General features: G+C 46.3%; 20 protein-coding genes. 14 read left to right on the forward strand and 6 right to left on the reverse strand.

The window, feature by feature from the left end; all coding sequences use genetic code 11:
• The first annotated feature begins 247 nt into the window (after positions 1 to 247).
• The 10 genes from DKW60_RS16235 to mgtE all read left to right on the forward strand — a co-directional run bounded on the left by DKW60_RS16235 (position 248) and on the right by mgtE (position 8949).
• On the forward strand, positions 248 to 1219 hold the full coding sequence (locus DKW60_RS16235; RefSeq protein ID WP_109838712.1) for a calcium/sodium antiporter: 972 nt from the start codon (positions 248 to 250) through the stop codon (positions 1217 to 1219).
• Positions 1220 to 1259: 40 nt separating this feature from the next.
• Entirely contained in the window at positions 1260 to 2249 is a 990-nt protein-coding gene (locus tag DKW60_RS16240; RefSeq protein ID WP_109838713.1) for a KpsF/GutQ family sugar-phosphate isomerase, read from the forward strand.
• A 37-nt stretch (positions 2250 to 2286) separates the two neighbouring features.
• Positions 2287 to 2853 (forward strand): LPS export ABC transporter periplasmic protein LptC, encoded by a 567-nt coding sequence (gene lptC / locus DKW60_RS16245; protein ID WP_109838714.1) that lies wholly within the window; start codon positions 2287 to 2289, stop codon positions 2851 to 2853.
• Complete coding sequence (gene lptA, locus DKW60_RS16250) at positions 2822 to 3355, forward strand: lipopolysaccharide transport periplasmic protein LptA (protein WP_109838715.1); 534 nt, start codon at positions 2822 to 2824, stop codon at positions 3353 to 3355. The genes lptC and lptA overlap by 32 nt, the downstream gene beginning before the upstream one ends.
• 11 nt (positions 3356 to 3366) lie before the next feature.
• On the forward strand, positions 3367 to 4092 hold the full coding sequence (gene lptB, locus DKW60_RS16255) for an LPS export ABC transporter ATP-binding protein (RefSeq protein ID WP_109838716.1): 726 nt from the start codon (positions 3367 to 3369) through the stop codon (positions 4090 to 4092).
• A gap of 217 nt (positions 4093 to 4309) precedes the next feature.
• Positions 4310 to 5746, forward strand: a complete 1437-nt coding sequence (locus tag DKW60_RS16260; protein ID WP_109838717.1) for an RNA polymerase factor sigma-54 — start codon at positions 4310 to 4312, stop codon at positions 5744 to 5746.
• Positions 5747 to 5836: 90 nt separating this feature from the next.
• Entirely contained in the window at positions 5837 to 6163 is a 327-nt protein-coding gene (hpf, locus tag DKW60_RS16265) for a ribosome hibernation-promoting factor, HPF/YfiA family (protein ID WP_109838718.1), read from the forward strand.
• Positions 6164 to 6181: 18 nt separating this feature from the next.
• A complete protein-coding gene (locus tag DKW60_RS16270) occupies positions 6182 to 6655 on the forward strand; it encodes a PTS sugar transporter subunit IIA (RefSeq protein ID WP_109838719.1) in 474 nt (157 codons plus the stop codon).
• Entirely contained in the window at positions 6656 to 7519 is an 864-nt protein-coding gene (rapZ, locus tag DKW60_RS16275; RefSeq protein WP_109838720.1) for an RNase adapter RapZ, read from the forward strand.
• Between the two features lie 53 nt (positions 7520 to 7572).
• The gene (gene mgtE, locus DKW60_RS16280) at positions 7573 to 8949 is read left to right on the forward strand and encodes a magnesium transporter (RefSeq protein ID WP_109838721.1); all 1377 of its coding nucleotides are present in this window, start codon (positions 7573 to 7575) and stop codon (positions 8947 to 8949) included.
• Positions 8950 to 9047: 98 nt separating this feature from the next.
• On the opposite strand, the gene djlA is transcribed toward mgtE, so the two are convergent.
• The 6 genes from djlA to nagZ form a co-directional block, all read right to left on the reverse strand.
• Positions 9048 to 9875, reverse strand: coding sequence for a co-chaperone DjlA (gene djlA / locus DKW60_RS16285; protein WP_109838722.1), 828 nt, complete (start codon positions 9873 to 9875; stop codon positions 9048 to 9050).
• 36 nt (positions 9876 to 9911) lie between these two features.
• Positions 9912 to 10742 (reverse strand): dihydropteroate synthase, encoded by an 831-nt coding sequence (gene folP, locus DKW60_RS16290; RefSeq protein WP_109838723.1) that lies wholly within the window; start codon positions 10740 to 10742, stop codon positions 9912 to 9914.
• A gap of 3 nt (positions 10743 to 10745) precedes the next feature.
• Positions 10746 to 11792 carry a quinone-dependent dihydroorotate dehydrogenase gene (locus tag DKW60_RS16295; protein WP_109838724.1) on the reverse strand — a complete coding sequence of 349 codons (1047 nt, stop codon included), beginning with the start codon at positions 11790 to 11792 and terminating at the stop codon, positions 10746 to 10748.
• A gap of 100 nt (positions 11793 to 11892) precedes the next feature.
• A complete protein-coding gene (gene htpX, locus DKW60_RS16300; protein WP_109838725.1) occupies positions 11893 to 12807 on the reverse strand; it encodes a protease HtpX in 915 nt (304 codons plus the stop codon).
• 177 nt (positions 12808 to 12984) lie between these two features.
• Positions 12985 to 13557, reverse strand: a complete 573-nt coding sequence (locus DKW60_RS16305; RefSeq protein WP_109838726.1) for a rhomboid family intramembrane serine protease — start codon at positions 13555 to 13557, stop codon at positions 12985 to 12987.
• Positions 13558 to 13564: 7 nt separating this feature from the next.
• Positions 13565 to 14593, reverse strand: a complete 1029-nt coding sequence (gene nagZ, locus DKW60_RS16310; RefSeq protein WP_109838727.1) for a beta-N-acetylhexosaminidase — start codon at positions 14591 to 14593, stop codon at positions 13565 to 13567.
• A 238-nt stretch (positions 14594 to 14831) separates the two neighbouring features.
• Between nagZ and DKW60_RS16315 the strand changes: the two genes are divergently transcribed.
• From DKW60_RS16315 to DKW60_RS16330, 4 genes are all read left to right on the forward strand, one after another.
• Complete coding sequence (locus DKW60_RS16315) at positions 14832 to 15323, forward strand: DUF805 domain-containing protein (RefSeq protein ID WP_109838728.1); 492 nt, start codon at positions 14832 to 14834, stop codon at positions 15321 to 15323.
• Positions 15324 to 15467: 144 nt separating this feature from the next.
• On the forward strand, positions 15468 to 16997 hold the full coding sequence (locus DKW60_RS16320) for an efflux RND transporter periplasmic adaptor subunit (RefSeq protein ID WP_109838729.1): 1530 nt from the start codon (positions 15468 to 15470) through the stop codon (positions 16995 to 16997).
• Entirely contained in the window at positions 16997 to 20167 is a 3171-nt protein-coding gene (locus tag DKW60_RS16325; protein ID WP_109838730.1) for an efflux RND transporter permease subunit, read from the forward strand. Before DKW60_RS16320 ends, DKW60_RS16325 begins: the two co-directional genes overlap by 1 nt.
• Entirely contained in the window at positions 20167 to 20976 is an 810-nt protein-coding gene (locus tag DKW60_RS16330) for a sialate O-acetylesterase (protein ID WP_109838731.1), read from the forward strand. The genes DKW60_RS16325 and DKW60_RS16330 overlap by 1 nt, the downstream gene beginning before the upstream one ends.
• The last annotated feature ends 2 nt before the right edge of the window (positions 20977 to 20978 follow it).

Consider the following 20978-nt stretch of genomic DNA (forward strand, 5'->3'; position numbering starts at 1 on the left):
TGAATTAATCCTAAACAGTTTTCAGGTACTTAACTACCTGAGAAAATTGACTATGCAGGTGAAAAGAAAGTCGTGAAATAACCGCATTCTTAACCCCAAAAAATAATCTGCGAATCCTATCACAGACGACATTATGACGCACCCTAAGTCATGGTACTTTTCATGTGAAAGACCTGTAATCCTTTGTGACTAATCAAACTTCTGTATAATCGCCAATTCATTCCAAACTGACATACTCAGAATCATCATGATTAGCCTTATTTTAGCTGTAATTATCGGCCTCCTCTTGCTTGTGTGGAGCGCAGATAAATTTATTGACGGCGCTGCGAACCTTGCGCGCAATTGGGGAATTTCTCCCTTCATTATCGGTGTACTTATTGTTGGCTTAGGTACATCGGCCCCTGAAATGCTGGTCGCAGCAGTCGCGGCACTCCAAGGTAACCCTGGCATAGGGATTGGTAATGCGCTGGGATCCAATATTACTAACATCACTTTAGTGCTTGGCTTCACGGCACTACTGGCAAATCTGCCTGTGCGGTCCGAGATTGTTAAACAAGAGTTACCGCTTATATTATGCGTTGGCTTGTTTAGCTGGATTCTCATGGCGGATCATATGCATAGTCGATTTGATGGGATATTACTCCTGACAGGATTGTTTGCTGTACTTTTCTGGTTAGCCAGAACCGCCAAAAAGCAACAGTCCGTGACAGACCCATTACTGGAGGACTCTGTTGATGAACTACCAGATGAGATGCCTTTTAAAAGCGCACTCATCTGGACAGCTGTAGGCTTGGTATTACTACTCGTTAGCTCCAAAGTCCTGGTCTGGGGCGCCAGCGGCATTGCCAGTCAATTCGGGGTCAGTGACTTGGTAATCGGTTTGACGGTTGTTGCGATCGGTACCAGCTTGCCTGAACTTGCAGCCAGTATTAGCAGTGTAAAAAAAGGCGATACAGATCTGGCAATAGGCAATATCGTTGGATCAAATTTATTCAATAATCTTGGCGTATTAGCAATCCCTGCACTCATAAGTCCGGGCGTAGTACCTGACGGTGTATTAAATCGGGATATGCCAATCATGATGGCCGTGACTTTATTATTGATTGTACTTGGTTACGGTTTGCTATCTCGCTCCCGCTATATGATAACTCGCGGACGTGGTGCATTTTTTCTCATGATATTTGTCGCTTACCAATTTCTGCTTTACTATCAGCATTAAGGTATCGACATGCCTTCCCATAATAAGAAAAGGAATTCCCATGAAACAACTTCATGATAATCAAAGACATGAGCTCATCACTAATGCCAAACAAGTCATCACGGACGAACTGTCTGCTATCCAGTCTTTAACAGAAAGATTCGATGAGCAGTTTGTTGATGCGTGCCAGATCATACTGGATTGTAAAGGTCGGGTAATTATTGCGGGCATGGGGAAATCCGGGCATATTGGGCACAAAATAGCGGCTACACTGGCTAGCACCGGGACACCATCTTTTTTCGTACATCCTAGTGAGGCACTACATGGTGACTTGGGGATGATCACCAAACAAGATGTTCTGATTCCTATCTCAAACTCAGGTAGCACTGACGAGTTAGTCACTCTATGCTCTGTGGTGAAACGCCAAGGCACAAAACTCATTGCCATGACCGGTAACCCCGATTCATTGCTGGGAAAACTAGCTGACTATCACATCAATATAGGGGTATCAAAGGAAGCTTGTCCGCATGACTTAGCACCCACTTCCAGTACGACCGCAACATTAGTGATGGGCGATGCACTAGCGGTTTCACTGCTTAAAGCACGCTCCTTCACGCCAGAAGACTTTGCGCGTTCACATCCCGCCGGACGTTTAGGCAAGAGACTGAGTATATTGGTTAGCGATCTGATGCACAGTGGTGAAGAAATGCCGACCGCGCTACCAGAGGAAACGCTGGAAAAAGCCATCTTGGTTATGACAGGCAAACAATTCGGAGCAACTCTGGTTGTCGACTCTCAACGCAATCTGTTAAGTGTGTTTACAGACGGTGATTTAAGACGAGCGTTCGAATCTGGCACTGATTTGAAACGCTCTTCGCTTGCTGATGTCATAAAGATAGGATGTCATCGCATTCAGGAATCATCACTTGCAGTCGAGGCACTTTCGCAAATGCAAAGCAAAAAGATTATGGTGTTACCGGTTGTGAATAGTCACGATGAGCCGGTAGGTATCATTCATATGCATGATTTATTGAAAGCAGGTATCGTCTGACGGCAATGACCACATTTATGTTAAACACTGATTAATAATGAAAAATATCGGGCGCTTATTATTCGTATTGTCGCTTATCGTGGCAGCAGTCGTGACATGGTTGAACTTGTCATGGAAATCCATCGAGCAGTTGACCAACTCACCCAGTGAGTCCCGTATTGATTATTATCTGAGTGACTTCACGCTGATGAAGACTAACGAGAGTGGCAGTATTGACTACCAGTTGAATGGTCGACATTTGACGCATAAACAAGCAAGCGGTGCGACTGAAATCTATCAACCCCGCATAAGAATGCGATCGGATGATGGACAAATCATGACCGTGGTTTCAGAAAAGGCATTGCAACAGGCGAAAGATGATAGCATTACGCTGAGTGGCGATGTTTTGGTGAAAAAGGTGGGCACTTCATCTTCACCAGAATTTACACTTAGCACAGAAGATTTACTTTACAATCCACAACAAAGACTAATATCAACCACTGCAGCTATTCAATTTAATAGTGCAGCAGGCACCTTAAAGGGTACTGGTTTTGAGACCAGTCTGGATGAACAAGAACTAAGGATACTTTCAAATGTACAAGCAGAATTTCAAGCCACTCAGTAAGCTACTTGTTGTACTCTCACTGTGCTTATTAAGCACACCACTGATGGCACTCCGGGACGATGTGACTAAACCCGTCAGAATCAACGCTGATACGGTTGTCTTCAATAAAGCTAAAGGTTTCGCCGTCTACTCTGGAAATGTAGTGATCGTACAAGGCAGCTTACAGATCAGAGCATGGGAAATCACGATTCAAGCACCAAACAACACGATTCAGTCGATAACTGCGAAAGGATCACCAGTGCAGTTTCAGCAAACGATGGACGATGGAAAGGTCGCTAAAGGTAAGGCAAACCTTGTGCGCTACTTAGTGCCACAAAAGCAGTTGTATTTAGACGGTGCTGCTGAACTGACTCAGAACAATGATAAATTCAGTAGCCAACACATTGAATACTCAACCCGTACCGGTGAACTCAAAGCGGGTATCGCCAGAGTAAAAGGTAAGAAGCCTGACCCGAAAGGCCGTGTTAGCGCTATCTTCTACCCTACTAATAAAGCGCAGTAAAAGGATTCCAGTTGAGCGTTCTAGCGGCAAACGGTCTGCGTAAAAGCTACGGCAAACGAACCATTCTTGAAAGCATCAGCCTACAGGTTAACAGTGCAGAAGTCGTTGGGCTACTAGGCCCCAATGGAGCGGGAAAGACGACCTGTTTCTACATGATTGTCGGACTCGTCCCCATCGATAGCGGTACGGTAACGCTGGATGATAAAGATCTGACCAAGCTTTCGATGCATCAACGGGCCAGGTATGGGGTCGGTTATTTAGCCCAAGAAGCCAGCGTATTCAGAAAGCTTTCTGTAGAAGACAACATCATGGCTATCTTGCAAACCCGCAAGGGCATGACACGCCAACAACGTCGTCAAAAGATGGAAAGCTTGCTGGAAGAGTTTCAAATTACTCACATCAGAAGCGGCTTGGGGATCAGTCTTTCCGGGGGTGAACGACGGCGTGTTGAGATCGCCAGAGCCTTAGCCACAGAACCTGAATTTATTCTTCTGGATGAGCCCTTTGCGGGTGTTGATCCTATTTCAGTGATTGAAATCCAAAAGATTGTCACCCACCTTAAACAGCGTGGTATCGGTGTATTGATCACTGACCATAATGTCCGTGAAACGCTGGGAATTTGTGACCGGGCCTATATTCTTGGTAATGGTTCGATACTGGCTCAAGGCACCCCGGCAGAAGTATTGGACAATCGTCAGGCGCGGGAAATTTACCTAGGTGAAGACTTTAAATTATAGTTTATTAACTTCAAGCCATATTAGTCACTATAACTACCTTCAATCGGTTTCGGCACCACGCTAATATGCACGCATGCTATCCTGATCAGGAAAAATGGAATGACCAAAACAAACCCTCCCCGGCACTCCTGCAAGCATTTCCCATTGGTGGCATTTTGATGGTAGATATTGTTTGTTTGGGATTGACCGATGACAGCAAAAAGACAATGATAATAATATGCTGAAACAAGGAATTCACCTAAAGCTAGGACAGAGTCTTTCAATGACTCCGCAACTGCAACAGGCCATTAAGATGCTGCAGTTGTCATCTTTGGAGCTCGAGCAAGAGATTCAAAGCGTTCTTGAAACCAACCCATTACTGGAACGTGCTGATGAAGTTGATCAGTACGACAGCGGTCAAGCTCAGGAGGAAGTAACACGCTCTGATGAGCCATTGAGTGAGACTATCCCCGAAGAACTGAGTACTGACTCTAATTGGGAAGACACTTATGATACAGAGTGGAAAACAAGCAATCCTGACAGTGAAAGTGCTTCAGATTACATTGAGAAACTGCACTCTCACTCCGAAGGTTTGACCGAACACCTTCTGTGGCAGATTGACCTGAGCAATCTCAGTGTAATCGATAAAACCATCGCTCACCTTGTTGTGGATTACATCAATGATGATGGATTACTTACTGAGTCACCAGAGCAAATTCTTGATGCTCTGGAATCAGAATTATTGATAGAGCAAGATGATGTTGAGGCTGTCATTCGATTTGTACAACACCTCGACCCAATAGGTATCGGGGCCAGAGACCTGGGACAAAGCCTTTGGCTGCAGTTCAATTTTCACTACCCTGACCACCCTCTAAAGAAAAAGGCTCAGTTACTTTTAGAAAAAAATCTGGACTTACTGGCCAAACGGGATTATAAAAGTATTAAGAAAGAAATAAGGTTAAATAATGATCAACTCGACACGTTGGTCAATCTGATGAAGACCTTAGATCCCAATCCGGCAAGTCAGTTTAACCGGGATGACGTGGATTACATCAGACCTGATGTCTACGTGAGAAAAGTGAAAGGCCGCTGGCAGGTAAGCCAAAACGCTGAGACTGTCTCAGAACTCTGCATCAATCAAGAGTATGCAGAGATGGCTTCAGACAAGCACGTAGATAAAGCAGCAACAGAGTACATCAAAAATAATCTGCAGCAAGCGAGGTGGTTTATTAAAAGTCTCGAAAACAGGAACTCGACAATCCTGAATGTCGCTCACGCAATCGTAGAGCGCCAAATGGCATTTTTACAGTATGGCGATGAAGCCATGAAGCCTATGGTGCTAAAAGACTTAGCCGAGCAACTCGACTTGCATGAATCAACCATTTCTCGTGTCACTACGCGTAAATTCTTGCATACACCTAAGGGAATTTATGAATTCAAATATTTCTTCTCAAGCCATGTCAATACGGATACTGGCGGAGAATGTTCAGCAACGGCAATCCGAGCCATGATCAAGAAAATAATTACCTCGGAGAACCCACGTAAACCCTATAGTGACAACAAATTGACGAACCTGCTGAATGAGCAGGGGGTCAACGTAGCGCGACGTACTGTCGCAAAATATCGTGAAGCTTTAGCGATACCTTCCTCTCATGACCGCAAAGCGCTGTCTTGATCTGAAAGGAGATTTTATTACTTAGCATCACGAATCGAAACATGCCTACATAGGCTGTTTCGCTCATGTAACAAAATGGAGACAATTAGTATGCAATTGAACATTACCGGTCATCACATTGAGATTACTCCTTCTATGAGCAATTACATCAAGGAAAAAACGAAACGTCTTACCCGTCATTTTGACCAGGTACTGAATATCAACGTTATCCTTGAAGTCCAGAAGCTTGAGCATAAAGCTGAAGCATCAATTCTGGTCAGTGGAAACCAACTGTTTGCCGAGTCTGTCGATGAAGACATGTATGCAGCCATTGACTCCCTTGCGGATAAATTAGACCGCCAAGTCCTGAAACATAAGGAAAAGATCACCCGAAAGCATCGACAGGAAGGTAGCCACCGTAATATTATTGCGGAGTAGCCTTATTCGGGATCACTTATGTTAAGTGACATCACAACACTCTTAAGCCCTGAGCGGACGCTGTTCGTTCAGGAGCTTGAAAGCAAAAAACGCGTTTTCGACACTCTGTCGGAACTACTTTCACACAAGCAACCACAGCTTGAGAAAGGCCAAATCTTCGATTATCTGATTGACCGGGAAAAACTCGGTAGTACGACCATTGGTGGGGGAATCGCGCTGCCGAGAGCACGAGTACCGATATCACAGCCCTATGCAGCGCTACTGGTTCTCAAGGATGGCATAGCCATCGAGACGCCTGACAAACAAGCTGTCTCTGTGTTCTTAGCGCTGTTACTTCCGGAAACCAACGCTCAACAGTACTCTGATCTGATTTCAAATCTGATGCTGAGGATGGCTTCACGCCCTGTGGCAGAAGAACTTTCAGAAATTAGCGAACCTCAAATTGCCATCAACTATTTTGAGACATTACTACTACAGGAAAAGGCCGCCTAAATGCATGTCTTAATCATCACAGGCGTGTCAGGTGCAGGTAAAACCCAGGCACTCAATACTCTGGAAGATCAGAACTACTACTGCATCGATAATCTGCCACTCAACATGCTTGAGTCGCTTTTTGATAATGAGTGGGTACAGTCAAAAGAGAAAGTGGCCATCGGCGTTGATGTAAGAAGCGGCAAAGCTCAATTAAGTGAACTGCCGGCGATTGTTCAAAACCTAAAGAATCGCTTCAGAACTGATTTAGTGTACCTCTATGCCTCTAAAGGTATTATTTTCAAACGGTACAATGAGACCAGACGTAAGCACCCTCTTTCTAGCGAAGGCATGGGGTTAGAAGCTGCGATCCGGGCAGAGTATGAACTACTCACGCCGGTTCGGGCCATAGCAGATTTTCAGTTAGAAACCAGTAACACTGATATTTACCAACTTGCCTCACTGATTAAACAACGAATTTGTGTGCTTGCAAAGAAACAACTGTCACTGTCCTTTCAATCGTTTGGCTTTAAATACGGTGCTCCACGCGATTCCGACTTTATCTATGATGTGCGCTGTCTGCCTAACCCTTATTGGGTGCCAGAGTTACGCATTAAATCCGGGCAAACTGAAGCCGTTTCGACATGGCTAGATTCTCAGGACGCGGTTCAGGATATGTATACTGACATTCGTGACTTTCTTGAAAAGTGGATGCCTAGCTTCATCGATAACCAACGAGCCTATCTGACGCTTTCAATTGGTTGCACAGGCGGGCATCATCGTTCTGTCTATTTAATTGACAAACTAGCAGACTATTTCAGACAGGATGAACGAGTCTCAATTATTGTAAATCATCGCGAGATTACCTCAAAAAACACCCAGTAATGCGATGAATGTTGGTAGAATACGGAACTTGAAAATTCTACCAATCAATTCTCATGGGCAATCAAGAGCACCTCAGTAAAGAAGATCGCCTCGCTTCCTTAAGCGGTGCGATTGAGAGTGGATCGTTGTTTAGATTACAGCGAATGCTCAATGCTTTGCACCCTGCTGAAATCGCCCATTTGCTAGAATCCTCTCCACTAGAGCAACGTAAAATTGCCTGGGAGCTGATCAAGCGCGAAAACGAAGGTCTGGTCCTCATCGAGCTCAATGATGATGTGCGATCTCAACTCACTGAGGAAATGGATACCGGCGACCTGATCGAGGCACTAAAAGACCTCGATACCGATGACATGGCTGATTTCCTGCAAGGTCTTCCGGACACGGTGATTCAGGAAACACTATCCGCTATGGGACGTCAGGAGCGTGAGCGTGTTGAAGTCGTACTTGGTTACGACGAGGATACTGCTGGCGGCCTGATGGACACCGAGGTTGTAACTATCCGATCTGACGTGACTGTCGAAGTGGTATTGCGCTATCTACGAATGCGCGGGGATCTTCCCTCACATACCGATCGTGTGATTGTAGTAGACAGTTATGATAAATATCTCGGTGTCGTCTCTTTATCCAAGCTTCTGACTAGTCAGCCCGATGACTCTATCTTGTTTATCATGGATCATGAGTATTCAGCAATCCATGCTGATACTGATAAAAATGAGGTCGCTGCATTATTTGAAGATCGTGATCTAATATCTGCACCCGTCATTAACGAAGTTGGTAAATTACTGGGTAGAATTACCATCGATGACGTGGTCGATGTTATTCGTGATGAGGCCGAACATTCTATTAAAAGCATGGCTGGCCTGAATGAAGAAGATGATTTGTTTGCACCGATTTTACCAAGTGTAAAGCGACGCGCCGTTTGGTTAGGAACAAACCTGATCACCGCCTTTATGGCAGCAGCAGTTATCTCTCAATTTACTGAAACTATCGAATCTGCAGTCGCTTTGGCAGTGCTGATGGGCATTGTACCCAGCATGGGCGGCATAGCCGGAAGTCAGACCTTAACTATGGTCATCCGTGGCATAGCACTGGGACAAATCGGTAAATCCAACACGCATAGCCTACTGAGAAAAGAGCTATTGTTAGGACTGATCAACGGGGTAATTTGGGCAGTGGTGGTGTTTGCCATTTCAGCGATTGCGCTGAAGGATATCGAAATCGGCATCCTGATTGGCGTTGCTATGTTACTGAATTTACTGGCTGCACCTTTGTCGGGTGTTCTATTACCGCTGACACTGCGTAAAATGAATATCGACCCGGCATTGGCGGGCAGTGTTTTGCTAACCACCGTGACAGACATTGTTGGTTATGCTGGCGTGCTTGGGCTCGCTTCACTTCTACTGCCCTATCTACGTCAAATTTTTGCTTGAGCTTAAGCTGATCACTCTTGCTACTAATCATCCGCCCGCATTGCGAAGTTTACAATGGTAATCAGCAACATCGCATGCATGCAACAACGATTTAAATGCTAGTTTATGCCACGGCTCTTTTTGATCAGATCATATGCTGCCTGTATTTCTTTGGAACGCTCTGTAGCAACTTTAATCATATCCTCTGGTAAGCCTTGCCCAATCAAACGATCAGGGTGGAATTCACTCATCAGCTTCCGATAACTCTTTTTCAGTGCAGAATCACTGATATCCTTATCGACGCCTAAGGCCTGATAAGCCGAGGATAGCGATGAAGCAGCACTTGCCGCTGAAGACTGCTGGCCGCCACCAGAGTATTGATAGCCTCCCCCTCTAAACTGACTCTGCGCCTGAATCATCATTAACAATTGATTGAACGACTGCTCTGAGAAACCTAACTTTATAGCAATCTCACGCAATAGCTCCTGTTCAACTAACTCTATCTTACCATCGGCAAGAGCAGCACCCAGCAGGTACATCACTAGTAGTTGCTTTAAATTAGCCGCATTACCGGTAGTTGTTTTGAATTCTGAAATCGTCTCATCCAGAGAAAACTCTGAACGTGCACCTTGCTTGAATAAACGTATCGCCTCTTTTCGATGTTCTGGCGTCATTCCCAACTGCTGCATAAACGCCTCGGCATGGGCTATCTCAGCCTCAGAGACACGTCCATCAGCTTTTGCCAATTTACCCATTAACAAGAATAAGGTTTTGATAAAACCAGACTGTCGCTGTTCACGCGTTTTAGGATTTACACCAAACATGCCCGCACTACTGCGGCTAAAACGATTACTCAGCCATGCACCTAAGAAGAAGCCAATCAAGGCTCCCCAAAAACCGTAATAGATGTAGCCAATGATAGCCGCTGCATACTTAGCGTAACGCATAATTATCCTTGATAAATCAATAAGTAAATGTCAGTTTTATGCTGAATGAATGGCCCAGGCCACATCCGCCGCCTGCCTGTTTTCAAGTACGTCATGCACCCGCACGATTCTTACGCCTGACCTCACCGCCAGAGCCGTTGTTGCTGCCGTCGCAACACCGAGTTGATTCGACTGATCCACCTGGCAAATCATAGACAGAAAGCGCTTGCGACTGGTGCCCAGTAATACAGGGTATGGTTTCGCACACAACTCGGCCATGTTCGCCAGTAGCTGCAGGTTATCTTCAAAACGTTTGCCAAATCCAATCCCCGGATCGAGAACAATCTTATCAGCGGCAACGCCAGCGTTTAGCGCTTGCTCTGCTCTGCCTTCTAAATAAGCGAAAACCTCAGTGCAAACATCATCATAATAAGGGTCGTTCTGCATGGTGGCAGACTTTCCTTTGCGATGCATTAGCACCAATGGGAGGTCATGCCTGGCTGCCAACGTTAACATTTCAGGTGAATCTTCAGCAGCCGAAATGTCATTCAACCAATTCACGCCCGCAATTACAGACAGCCTTGCCACCTCAGCATCGGTGGTGTCAATGCTGATTGGAAAACCCTCCGGCAGCGCTTCCCGCAGAGCTGAAATAACAGGAATCACCCGACTCAATTGCTCGTCCGTATCAACAGCTTCCGCACCAGGACGTGTTGACTCACCACCCACATCAATGATGTCGGCGCCTTGTGATACCATCTCAAGAGCGTGCGCTACTGCTTTTTTGGGGTCATTGAACTGCCCGCCATCTGAGAAGCTATCAGGTGTTACATTTAAGATCCCCATAATCAGGGGAGTGTCGCGTTGCTGGTAGATTTCTTCAGCCATGACTCACCCTTTATGGTCTTCCACAGATACATCACTGAGTGCGGCAACACATTCCGTGATTAAAGCAGGACCTTGATATATTAAACCAGAATAAACCTGTATCAACGAGGCACCAGCATTAATTTTATCGCGCGCATCAGCAGCATTAAAGATACCGCCCACCCCGATAATTGGCATCGCACCTTTCAGCTGCTTAGCAAACTCTGCAATCACTTCAGTAGATTTTTGTGTGACAGGCGCACCACTCAAACCACCCGCTTCATCACCGTGCTGCATACCCTGAACAGCATCGCGTGACAAGGTAGTGTTCGTTGCAATCAGCGCATCGATCTTATTATTCACTAAACATTCCGATATGCCGGCTATCTCTTCTGAGGACAGATCGGGAGCAACTTTAACGGCCAACGGCACATAACATCCAGTAGATTCACTTAAGGTTGTTTGCTCAGCTTTCAGTGCTGACAATAAAGCATCTAATTCTTCACCATACTGCAAAGAGCGCAATCCCGGCGTATTGGGTGAAGAAATATTAATCGTGATATAAGAGGCATGCTCATAGGCTTTACGCAGACAAATCAGGTAATCATCCAGAGCATTCTCAACGGGGGTAACCGCATTTTTTCCAATATTAATACCAATAATGCCATCAAAACCTCTGGCTCTTGCAGCTTTGACATTTTCAATTAAGTGATCAACACCATGGTTATTAAACCCCATGCGATTGATAATGCCTTGCGCCTCCGGTAGGCGGAACAACCGTGGTAAAGGGTTGCCATCCTGCGGCTTTGGCGTGACTGTACCGATTTCAACAAAACCAAACCCTAAACCTGCAAGGCCTTCGAGGTAATCACCATTTTTGTCTAAACCAGCAGCTAATCCCACTTTATTGGGAAACTGTAGTCCCATCACTTCAACGGGTTCAGATGAAGCTTGCTTTGTGAAGACTGATAGCAGGTGAGCTTTCTGGGCTAGTTTCAAGCTTTTAAGAGTGATGTTATGCGAGGTTTCTGCCGGCAGTTTAAATAATAGTTGGCGCGCGATGTGATACACGGAATTCTCCCGGACGAAAATGAGCCGTGATTATCCCCAGAAACAACAAAGGCCGCAACAGCGACCTTTATTTTCAAACGATAAGATTGTGTAAAATTGATTAACGCATCGCTTCCAGAGCAGCAATACGTTTTTCCAGTGGTGGGTGAGTCGTAAATAGTTCTTTTAAACCGCTACCAATTCCACCGGCAATACCAAATGCAGCCAGTGAGCCTGGCAAGTCATGTGGTTGACTACCGCGCTGCAATGCCTTCAACGCATCAATCATCTTCTGACGACCTGCCAAATCAGCTCCGCCCTTGTCAGCCTGAAACTCACGATAACGAGAGAACCACATCACCACCATATTGGCCAGGAAGCCAAGCGCCACCTGAGCAATCATCGATACGATGTAATAAACCATGCCATATGAGTTACCACGGTTACCTTCGCCACGGTTGCCGGACAGTAATGAGTTGACTAAAGTGGCAATAACGCGGGAGAAGAAGAATACAAAGGTATTCATCACTCCTTGCAGCAAGGTTTGTGTCACCATGTCGCCATTAGCAACGTGAGCAATCTCGTGCCCCATGACCGCCTCGGCTTCATCAGCCGTCATCGTATTTAATAAGCCACGACTGACTGCGACTAAAGCATCATTTCTACGGGCACCAGTGGCGAACGCATTCACTTCAGGGCTTTCAAAAATACCGACTTCCGGCATGTCGATTCCGGCTTTTTCAGCTTGTCGCGCGACGACGTTCATCAACCAACGCTCTTCCTGATTTGCTGGCTGTTCAATTACACGAACCCCCATACTGCGCTTGGCAGAGCTTTTAGACATCCACAAGCTAATGAATGCACCCGCGAAGCCCATCACCAAGGACATCAAAGCGATGTAACCAAATTCGGCAGGAAGTCCCATGCCGTGTAAGGCTTGGCTAATGCCAAACACACTGTCCAGAATGTTCCAGACAATGCCTAATACAACCACAACGGCAAAGTTAGTTGCCATCAATAGTAATGTGCGTTTCATGCAAGATCCTCTAAAGGTCATTTAATTTATTGCTGAAGATAGTGATATAACCGTCTGCTTTCAAGCTGCTCACGTTAAACGGTTACTCAATCAGTCTTATTATTCAGTGGCTTAGTCAGTGTCAACATGGCATTGGTTCAGCTTGGACAGATGCACACCGAGATATCATCGTTTGGTTTACGGTAGTATTTTATGCACATTCCGACCAACCAATAGCCACGCTGTAATCGCACCGCCGATGCCACCGAATAAGTGACCATCCCATGACACCCCTTGTTGCCACGGAGCGATACCAGAAATCAATACACTGCCATAAGTGATCGCAACAAAGGCCGCGATTATCATTGGCACGATACGCTTTTCAAGTAAGCCGGAAACAATCAGGAAAGTAGCCAAGCCAAACACCAGAAGGCTAGCTCCGATATGCAATGTATTACCCCGCCCAAACATCCACAGTAGGCCGCCGCCAATCAATACGATCATGCCAACTATCATCAGGCTGTTGGCACGTGACCCTGCGAGCAATGCCAGCATGATGACTAGGGGTACAATATTCCCCATAATGTGGGCCAGATCACCATGTAAAAACGTCATGGTTAGAATACCAATTAACCCACCACCATCTCGTGGAATTAATCCCAAACGCTCCAGTGGCAGGAAAAAATCCAAGGCAAATACCAGCCAGATCAGTGCGATAAAGATAATAATGCTTTTCAGCTCTTCACGGACTGTATGCGCATAATTTTTCATAGGAACCTCAGACAAAAGCACTCATTTCGGATTCAATTTCACTCCATCGTTGAGTATCCAGTAACGCACTTCGGTTCATATATTCACGACCTTTCATCCGTTCCAAGCGCTGCATGCTGGCCTGACTAGTTGCCGAGGTCAGATCGATATTGGCTTCATCCATCACTTGAATCACACCGGGTCGATTATTACAGACCAGTACCATATCGCAGCCTGCGCTAATAGCGGCCTCTGCCCGCTGAGCATAGTTTCCGGCAAATGAAGCGCCCTCCATATTCAAGTCATCACTAAAAATCACACCGTCAAACCCTAGCTGTTGGCGAAGGATTTTTTGTAGCCAGATCTTCGAAAACCCTGCCGGCTGTGAATCAATTTCAGAATAGATCACATGCGCAGGCATCACAGCATCCATACCTTGTTGGATCAAATGTGCAAATGGACGCATGTCAGCCGCATCTAATGCAGCCATTCCCCGCTCATCAACCGGAATTTCAAGGTGGGAATCTGCAACCACAGCCCCGTGCCCTGGGAAGTGTTTGCCAGTGGCCGCCATACCCGCATCATGCATGCCTGAAATATAAGACGTTGCCATTTTCGCCACGATGTCTGCCTGCGAATGAAATGCGCGATCACCAATGACTTCACTGACGCCATAGTTCAAATCTAATACCGGCGCAAAACTAAAGTCGATCCCCATTGCCCGAAGCTCCGAGGCCATTAACCAGGCATGGTGGTGAGCAGCTCTGAGCGCTGATGGCTCATCTTCACTTTGCTCATACAGCTTTGCCAGTGCTGGAAGTTTTGTAAACCCTTCGCGGAAACGTTGTACCCGCCCTCCTTCGTGATCAACGGATATCAGAAAATCTTCCGGTGCTGCAGCACGCACCTCATCGATTAACACTTGCAATTGTTCGACACTTTCAAAGTTTCGGGAAAAGAAAATCAAACCGCCACAAAAAGGGTGTTGCAGTAACTCCTTCTCTTCTGCTGTGAGCACAGTCCCTTCCAGATCAAGCATCAGTGGTGCAATCGGCATGGTGTTTCCTCTTTAAACATTTTTTGATTTCACACAGTATAGCGGGATGGTCGGTGGCAGCCTAAAACTATTCACGTGCTATTCACGCTGTATTACTGAGTCTTTCCATACTAGTTAAGTCGGCATTCAGCTCCGCGCTAAAAACGGTACTTTCATCCCTATGGGCATACATTTTTTTTATGCCACACAGTAAAACCTTAATCATTGCTAGGGGAAAGTTTTAAAAAGGAGCTTGTTAATGGATTCAACAGTTGATTTTGAGCAATACCAGCGGATGGTAAAACCTTCAAGTCGTTACAGCGAAGTCCGAATTTTATCAGCGGACGGCAGGGTTGGACGCTTTGAGTATTTCTTTTACTCGTTAGTCATCCCATTTTTGGTATTTTGGATCGTTGCAGCGCTGGCTGGAATTGCCAGTCATTTCGGGGAATTAGGTGGCGCCATTGCCTACGTGTTATTAGCAGCAGGCTTTTGTGCAGCAGTCATTATATATGTTCAACTGACCATTCAGCGGTGCCACGACTTTAATGCTAACGGTTGGGTGTCGTTACTTGTCATATTGCCATTGGCGTGCATTCTGTTCTGGATTATTCCGGGCAATACAACGGTCAACCGTTATGGAGAACCAACCAGACCGCCGTCATCACTCTTAAAAGTGGGGGCAGGTCTTGTGTTATTGATTCTTGTCGCCGCCGCTACGTTTCTGGGTTTAAATTATTTTGGACTATAGGAAAAAATTATAAAGTAAAGATTCTGTAAGATTTATAGTCGGGCTAAACGGCTTTAGCTACAATGTGGCTAGCCGTGGCTCGCACTATTAAACCTATTTATTCTCTCACGGCCACTCATAAAGAACATAATAAGACGGTGGACTATGAAACAGCTGATTTTAATTATCGCATTAATCGCAGGGTCTGTTGCGCTAGGCAGTTATCTGATCAAAACCAAACCTGAGCCCAGAAAACGCGTCCGTGCACCTTCGATTCCGGTGGTTGAAATCATGACGCCACAGCCGCAGTCATTCACACAAAAAATTGGCTCCTCAGGCTCCGTAGAGGCCAACCGCAGCACCAATATCATCGCGGAAGTCTCCGGCAAAGTCACTCAGTTAACCAGTGCTTTTCAGGAAGGCAATTATTTTAAGAAAGGCCAACAGCTCCTTTCCATCGATAATACGAACTACAAAAACGCGATCATTATCGCCAGCGCAGAGGTAAGCCAACGAACACTAGAGCTTAAGAATGAGCAAAACCTTGCCAATCTTGCCGTCAGAGATTTTCAGCTTTTAGGAAACAATCGCCGCCCTAATGAAATCGCTAGTCGTAAACCCCACATCGCATCCGCATTAGCAAATTTAGAAGCTGCGAAAGTTCGCTTACAACAAGCCCGCGACGATCTTAATAAAACACGTGTGATGGCACCCTATGATGGTCGCCTTCTGAGTAGAAATGTTGATATCGGCCAATATGTAACACCCGGAACACAACTAGGTCAGGTTTATTCCACAGATTACGTAGAAGTTCGCCTACCCTTGTCACTGGCGGAATACGAGCAACTTAAGCTGCCTGAGAATTTCCGTAACCAAGAGTCAGCTAAGCGCGAGAACATGCCGGAAGTTAGTTTTTCTGCTCGCTACGGTAACAAGAGCTATCAATGGACAGGCCGTGTTGTGAGAGCCAGTCCAGCCATGGACGCCCGAACCAGACAGATTTCTGTCATCGCCAGAATCGACGATCCCTTTACTAAAAAAACGGATAGTGACGCGCCACCCATCAAGATTGGTCAATTTCTTCAAGCTGAGATAATCGGCACCACGCTTCGTGATGTTTATGTAATTCCAACCACGGCAACTCGCCAAAATCGAGAAGTCATGCTTTATGACGAAGGTAAGTTACGCGTATTACCGATTGATGTACTGGCAACGGATAATGACCGTCTGGTGATTGCTGAAGACTCATTACCACCTTTGGCAAAACTTATCATCACGCCAATGCCTTCGGCTAAAGACGGCATGACAGTCAGATTGCCCGGTGAGCGAACTCAACGCCCGGGTGGTGGGCGACCTCGTGAAGGCGGAAGACCACCTGGAGCCGGAGAAGGTGGCAGGCCAGCAAGCGCAGGTGAAGGTACAAATAACCGACCGCCACGGACAACCGCTTCTAATGATGAGTCCCAAACTAAACCTGTCGGAAACAGGGGCTCAGGCGAACAAGCAAGACCTGCAAACGCCGAAAGCACTTCACGGCAAGCTCAAGGACAAGGACAAGGACAAAATACCGGTGAGAGACGACAGCGACCTGCTAACGGCGAAGGTGGTGGTGCTAACCTGACTCCTGAGCAAAGAGCTGCCCGTAGAGCTGAACGCAGAAAGCAAGCACAAGCAAATGCTGAGGGTGGTAACTAATGCACGGTGCAATAGCCTGGTTTGCCAGAAACCACGTCGCGGCTAATCTGTTAATGGTGGTAATCATCTCGGCAGGTATAGTCTCCATGTTTAATCGTATCCCGCTTGAAGTCTTTCCGGCTTTTGAACGTGATGTGATCAATATCTCAGCCAGTTACTCGGGGGCAGCGCCCAATGAGGTTGAGTCTGCAGTCGTCCGCCGCATTGAAGAAGCTATCTCAGACATCCCTGAAATCGAACATATTATTAGTACCGCGAGAGAAGGCTCTGCCTCGGTCAACGTAGAGATCTTACCCGGTAGTGATAAAGACCAACTGTTAAATGAGATTAAAAGCCGGGTCGATGCGATTTCAGAATTTCCGGATGATGTAAGCTCACCGGTTGCCAGTACCTCAGTGCGCATCCGTGAAAACATTAATGTGATTTTTTATGGTGATATCACAGAGATGGAACTCAATAAGGAAACGCTAAAAATTCGGGATGAGCTATTACAGTTACCCGGCATTACCCAAGTCGCGATAAGCGGTCTGCGTCCTTATGAAGTGGGCATTGAGATTCCTGAGATTACCCTACAGCGTTACGGCCTGAGTCTGGCAGAAATCTCACGCGCCATTCAAACCGCCTCACAGGATATTCCGGCTGGCTCACTGAAAACTGATGCTGGTGAAATCCGTATCCGTACTCTGGGTAAAGCTACTGAAGCCAAAGATTTCTACAACGTCAATATTCGCAGTAATGAGGATGGCACGCAGATTCGTTTGGGAGATATTGCGACTATCGTCGATGGATTTGATGAAGGCCCTCAGTACACCACTTTCGATGGTAAGCGTGGTTCATCGCTGGAGGTTTATCGGGTTGGCGATCAAAGCGCAATCGCACTTTCGAAAACGGTAATTGATTATATTGCCGAAAAGAATGATCGCTTACCTTCATACATGGGAGTGACCTACTGGCGTGATAATTCGAAAGTATTAAAAGCACGCTTAACTACCCTGGTGAATAGCGCTGTACAGGGTTGCTTACTGATCTTCTTACTATTGGCACTGTTCTTGCGCCCTCAGGTTGCGCTATGGGTAAGTGTGGGTATCCCAATCAGCTTCATGGGCGCGATGTCACTGCTGCCGGAACTGGGGGTAACGCTTAATCTGATTAGTCTGTTCGCCTTTATCGTAGTACTTGGGATCGTGGTCGATGATGCCATCGTGACCGGTGAGAATATCTACACTCACCTGCAACGCGGTAAAGACCCCACGACCGCAGCCATTGAAGGCACACAGGAAGTCTCCGTTCCGGTGACATTTGGTGTTCTGACAACCATGACCGCCTTTGTTCCACTGATGATGATTGGGGGCACGCGAGGTCAGATTTTTGCAGTGATACCAGCGGTTATTTTGCCCGTTCTGCTCTTCTCACTGATTGAGTCAAAGTTAATCCTGCCGGCGCATATGAGCTCGGTTAAGTCGCCAGACCCTGATGAAAAACCGAATATTCTGTCACGTATTCAGCAGGGTATTGCACGGAGTCTGGAATGGTTTATTGCGAAGATATTCTCACCTTTCCTAAACTTTTCGCTCAAGCTTCGTTACTTCATGCTGACGTTCTTTGTTGCTTTGTTGGTGCTGTCAATTCTCAGTATTACGACAGGTCGCTTTGCATTCACTTTCTTTCCGCGAATTCAAAGTGAGTACGTTCGTGCGGATCTTACGATGCCTGAAGGGACCCCTATTGAGGTCACCGGCCGGCATGTTGACAACATGCTAAAACAATTACTGATTCTGCAGGAGAAGTATGTTGAAGAAGAAACGAATGAGAGCGTCATTCAGCATATTCTGACGACTGTTGGTACGCTTGGCGGAAGTAGGCGTCAACTCACCAGTGGTCAATCAAACATCGCGCGTATCCAGTTTGAAACCACGCCTCCAGAGTCACGTAAAATCGATATCACGAGTGTACAACTGATTCGAGAATGGCAGCGGATGATCGGCGATATTCCGGGCGCAGAGAGTCTATCATTCCGTGCTGAAATAGGCCGTGGCGGACAGCCGCTGGACATTCAAATTAAGGGCGATGATTTTGCACTATTGTCTGCTGCCTCTCAGGAAATCAAGCAACGCCTTGGTGACTATGAAGGATTGTTTGATATTGCCGATAGCTTCGAGGGGGGTAAAGATGAAATCCGTATGCAAATTAAACCAGAGGCAGAACTACTCGGTCTCACTCTGGCGGATTTAGGACAGCAAATCCGTAACAGTATTTTCGGCTCAGAAGCTGAATCATTACAACGAGGTACAGAAGATGCCAAGGTCGTTGTGCGATTGCCTAAGGAAGAACGTTATTCCGTCACGGCGCTTGAGAAAATCCGCATACGTACCAGTAATGGTGACTTAGTGCCATTGCTTGAAGTGGCGGATGTGGCGATTGAACAAGGCTTTTCAAGCATCAGACGCTATGACAGCACCCGTGTGTTGAATATTACTGCTGACGCTGACAAAGAAGCCGTGGATATGCCGCGCATCCAAGAAGAAATGAGCATATGGCTACCGCAGATATTGGAAAAATATCCGGATGTGTCATACACGCTGGAAGGTGAGCTGAAAGAACAGTCAGATGCCTTTAACAGTATGTATTATGGTCTTGGCTTTGCCTTACTGGGGATTTATGCCCTGTTAGCCATCCCATTTCGCTCATATGTGCAACCATTTATCGTGATGGGGGTCATTCCATTTAGTATAATCGGTGCACTAATCGGACATGCCATTATGGGCATGACCTTGAGTATCAGTAGTATTTTAGGGATGTTGGCACTGACCGGTGTGGTAGTGAACGATTCCTTAGTATTGGTCGACTATATCAACCGTCGACGCCGTGAAGGCATTGATTTACACGAGGCTGTTCGCAAGGCAGGTGGTGCTCGTTTCCGCCCTATTTTGCTGACTTCTCTGACGACATTCGCCGGTTTATTACCGTTGATGTTTGAAAAGAGTACGCAGGCGCAATTCCTGATTCCTATGGCGGTTAGTCTGGGATACGGTATTTTATTCGCCACCCTGCTGTCCTTGGTATTAGTGCCGGTCAGTTATCTGATCCTTGAGGATATAAAGCGGATATTAGGAACCATTACAAGGTGGCTTTTCAACCTTGAAAAACCACAAAAACAAGAAACAGCATAATGACTAAAATGATAAAGCTTTACCTGAGCGGCCTGTTACTGGTCGTCACTACGGTTGCTCAGGCGGACACCATTGACTTACATGTCATGGGTGGTCAATCAAATATGCAAGGATGGCGCAGCGATGCTCAATTCTACCCACACGATCACGGCAGAGTGGATTCGCGTATCCCGTTCTATTTCGAAGCGGTTGATTATGCATCAACTCACCGACAATGGGATGTACTTCGCCCACAAGCAGGACATTTTGTAAAAGGCCATTTTGGTCCGGAAGTGACCTTTGCACGTGCGGTCAAAAACTCCGGATTTAATCCTGCAATTTTCAAATTTAGTTTTGGTAGTAGCAGTCTTGAAACCGTCTGGAAGGCTCCCGGACATGGTGGCTTGTATGACCGCATGATTCGTGAATTGCAGCACTCGATCAATCTGCTGAAACAGCAAGGACATCAGGTTAATATCCGGTCTTTTACCTGGATTCAGGGTGAAACAGATGCCAAGAATGATCAACTGGCCAATCGCTACTATGGCAATCTCAAACGACTCATTCACCATTTTCGTCGTAATGTCGCCAGAAATAACAGTCTGCCTGTAATCTTAGGTGTTGACGAACAACATCCTCTGGTAAAACAAAGACCTCAGGTGGTCGCTGCCCAGCAGCGCCTCGCCAACGAGGACCAAAATACCGCAGCTACTTCCATGTATGGTCTGGAAAAATCAGATGTCACCCATTTAACCGCTAAAGGGGTGATTCAGCATGGTAATCGCCTTTATCAGGCTTACGTTGGCTTGGCTTATCAGATGCGTTTTTAAAA

Origin of the sequence: Leucothrix pacifica, assembly GCF_003172875.1 — a bacterium.
GTDB lineage: Bacteria > Pseudomonadota > Gammaproteobacteria > Thiotrichales > Thiotrichaceae > Leucothrix > Leucothrix pacifica.

Bases quoted from the DNA above. Each gene is read 5' to 3' on its own strand.
- hpf (WP_109838718.1), top strand. From the start codon at position 5,837: ATGCAATTGAACATTACCGGTCATCACATTGAGATTACTCCTTCTATG.
- htpX (WP_109838725.1), bottom strand. From the start codon at position 12,807: ATGAAACGCACATTACTATTGATGGCAACTAACTTTGCCGTTGTGGTT.
- lptC (WP_109838714.1), top strand. From the start codon at position 2,287: ATGAAAAATATCGGGCGCTTATTATTCGTATTGTCGCTTATCGTGGCA.
- DKW60_RS16315 (WP_109838728.1), top strand. From the start codon at position 14,832: ATGGATTCAACAGTTGATTTTGAGCAATACCAGCGGATGGTAAAACCT.
- djlA (WP_109838722.1), bottom strand. From the start codon at position 9,875: ATGCGTTACGCTAAGTATGCAGCGGCTATCATTGGCTACATCTATTAC.
- DKW60_RS16240 (WP_109838713.1), top strand. From the start codon at position 1,260: ATGAAACAACTTCATGATAATCAAAGACATGAGCTCATCACTAATGCC.
- mgtE (WP_109838721.1), top strand. From the start codon at position 7,573: ATGGGCAATCAAGAGCACCTCAGTAAAGAAGATCGCCTCGCTTCCTTA.
- lptA (WP_109838715.1), top strand. From the start codon at position 2,822: ATGTACAAGCAGAATTTCAAGCCACTCAGTAAGCTACTTGTTGTACTC.
- DKW60_RS16320 (WP_109838729.1), top strand. From the start codon at position 15,468: ATGAAACAGCTGATTTTAATTATCGCATTAATCGCAGGGTCTGTTGCG.
- DKW60_RS16235 (WP_109838712.1), top strand. From the start codon at position 248: ATGATTAGCCTTATTTTAGCTGTAATTATCGGCCTCCTCTTGCTTGTG.
- DKW60_RS16325 (WP_109838730.1), top strand. From the start codon at position 16,997: ATGCACGGTGCAATAGCCTGGTTTGCCAGAAACCACGTCGCGGCTAAT.
- nagZ (WP_109838727.1), bottom strand. From the start codon at position 14,593: ATGCCGATTGCACCACTGATGCTTGATCTGGAAGGGACTGTGCTCACA.
- DKW60_RS16260 (WP_109838717.1), top strand. From the start codon at position 4,310: ATGCTGAAACAAGGAATTCACCTAAAGCTAGGACAGAGTCTTTCAATG.
- DKW60_RS16270 (WP_109838719.1), top strand. From the start codon at position 6,182: ATGTTAAGTGACATCACAACACTCTTAAGCCCTGAGCGGACGCTGTTC.
- DKW60_RS16330 (WP_109838731.1), top strand. From the start codon at position 20,167: ATGACTAAAATGATAAAGCTTTACCTGAGCGGCCTGTTACTGGTCGTC.
- rapZ (WP_109838720.1), top strand. From the start codon at position 6,656: ATGCATGTCTTAATCATCACAGGCGTGTCAGGTGCAGGTAAAACCCAG.
- DKW60_RS16305 (WP_109838726.1), bottom strand. From the start codon at position 13,557: ATGAAAAATTATGCGCATACAGTCCGTGAAGAGCTGAAAAGCATTATT.
- folP (WP_109838723.1), bottom strand. From the start codon at position 10,742: ATGGCTGAAGAAATCTACCAGCAACGCGACACTCCCCTGATTATGGGG.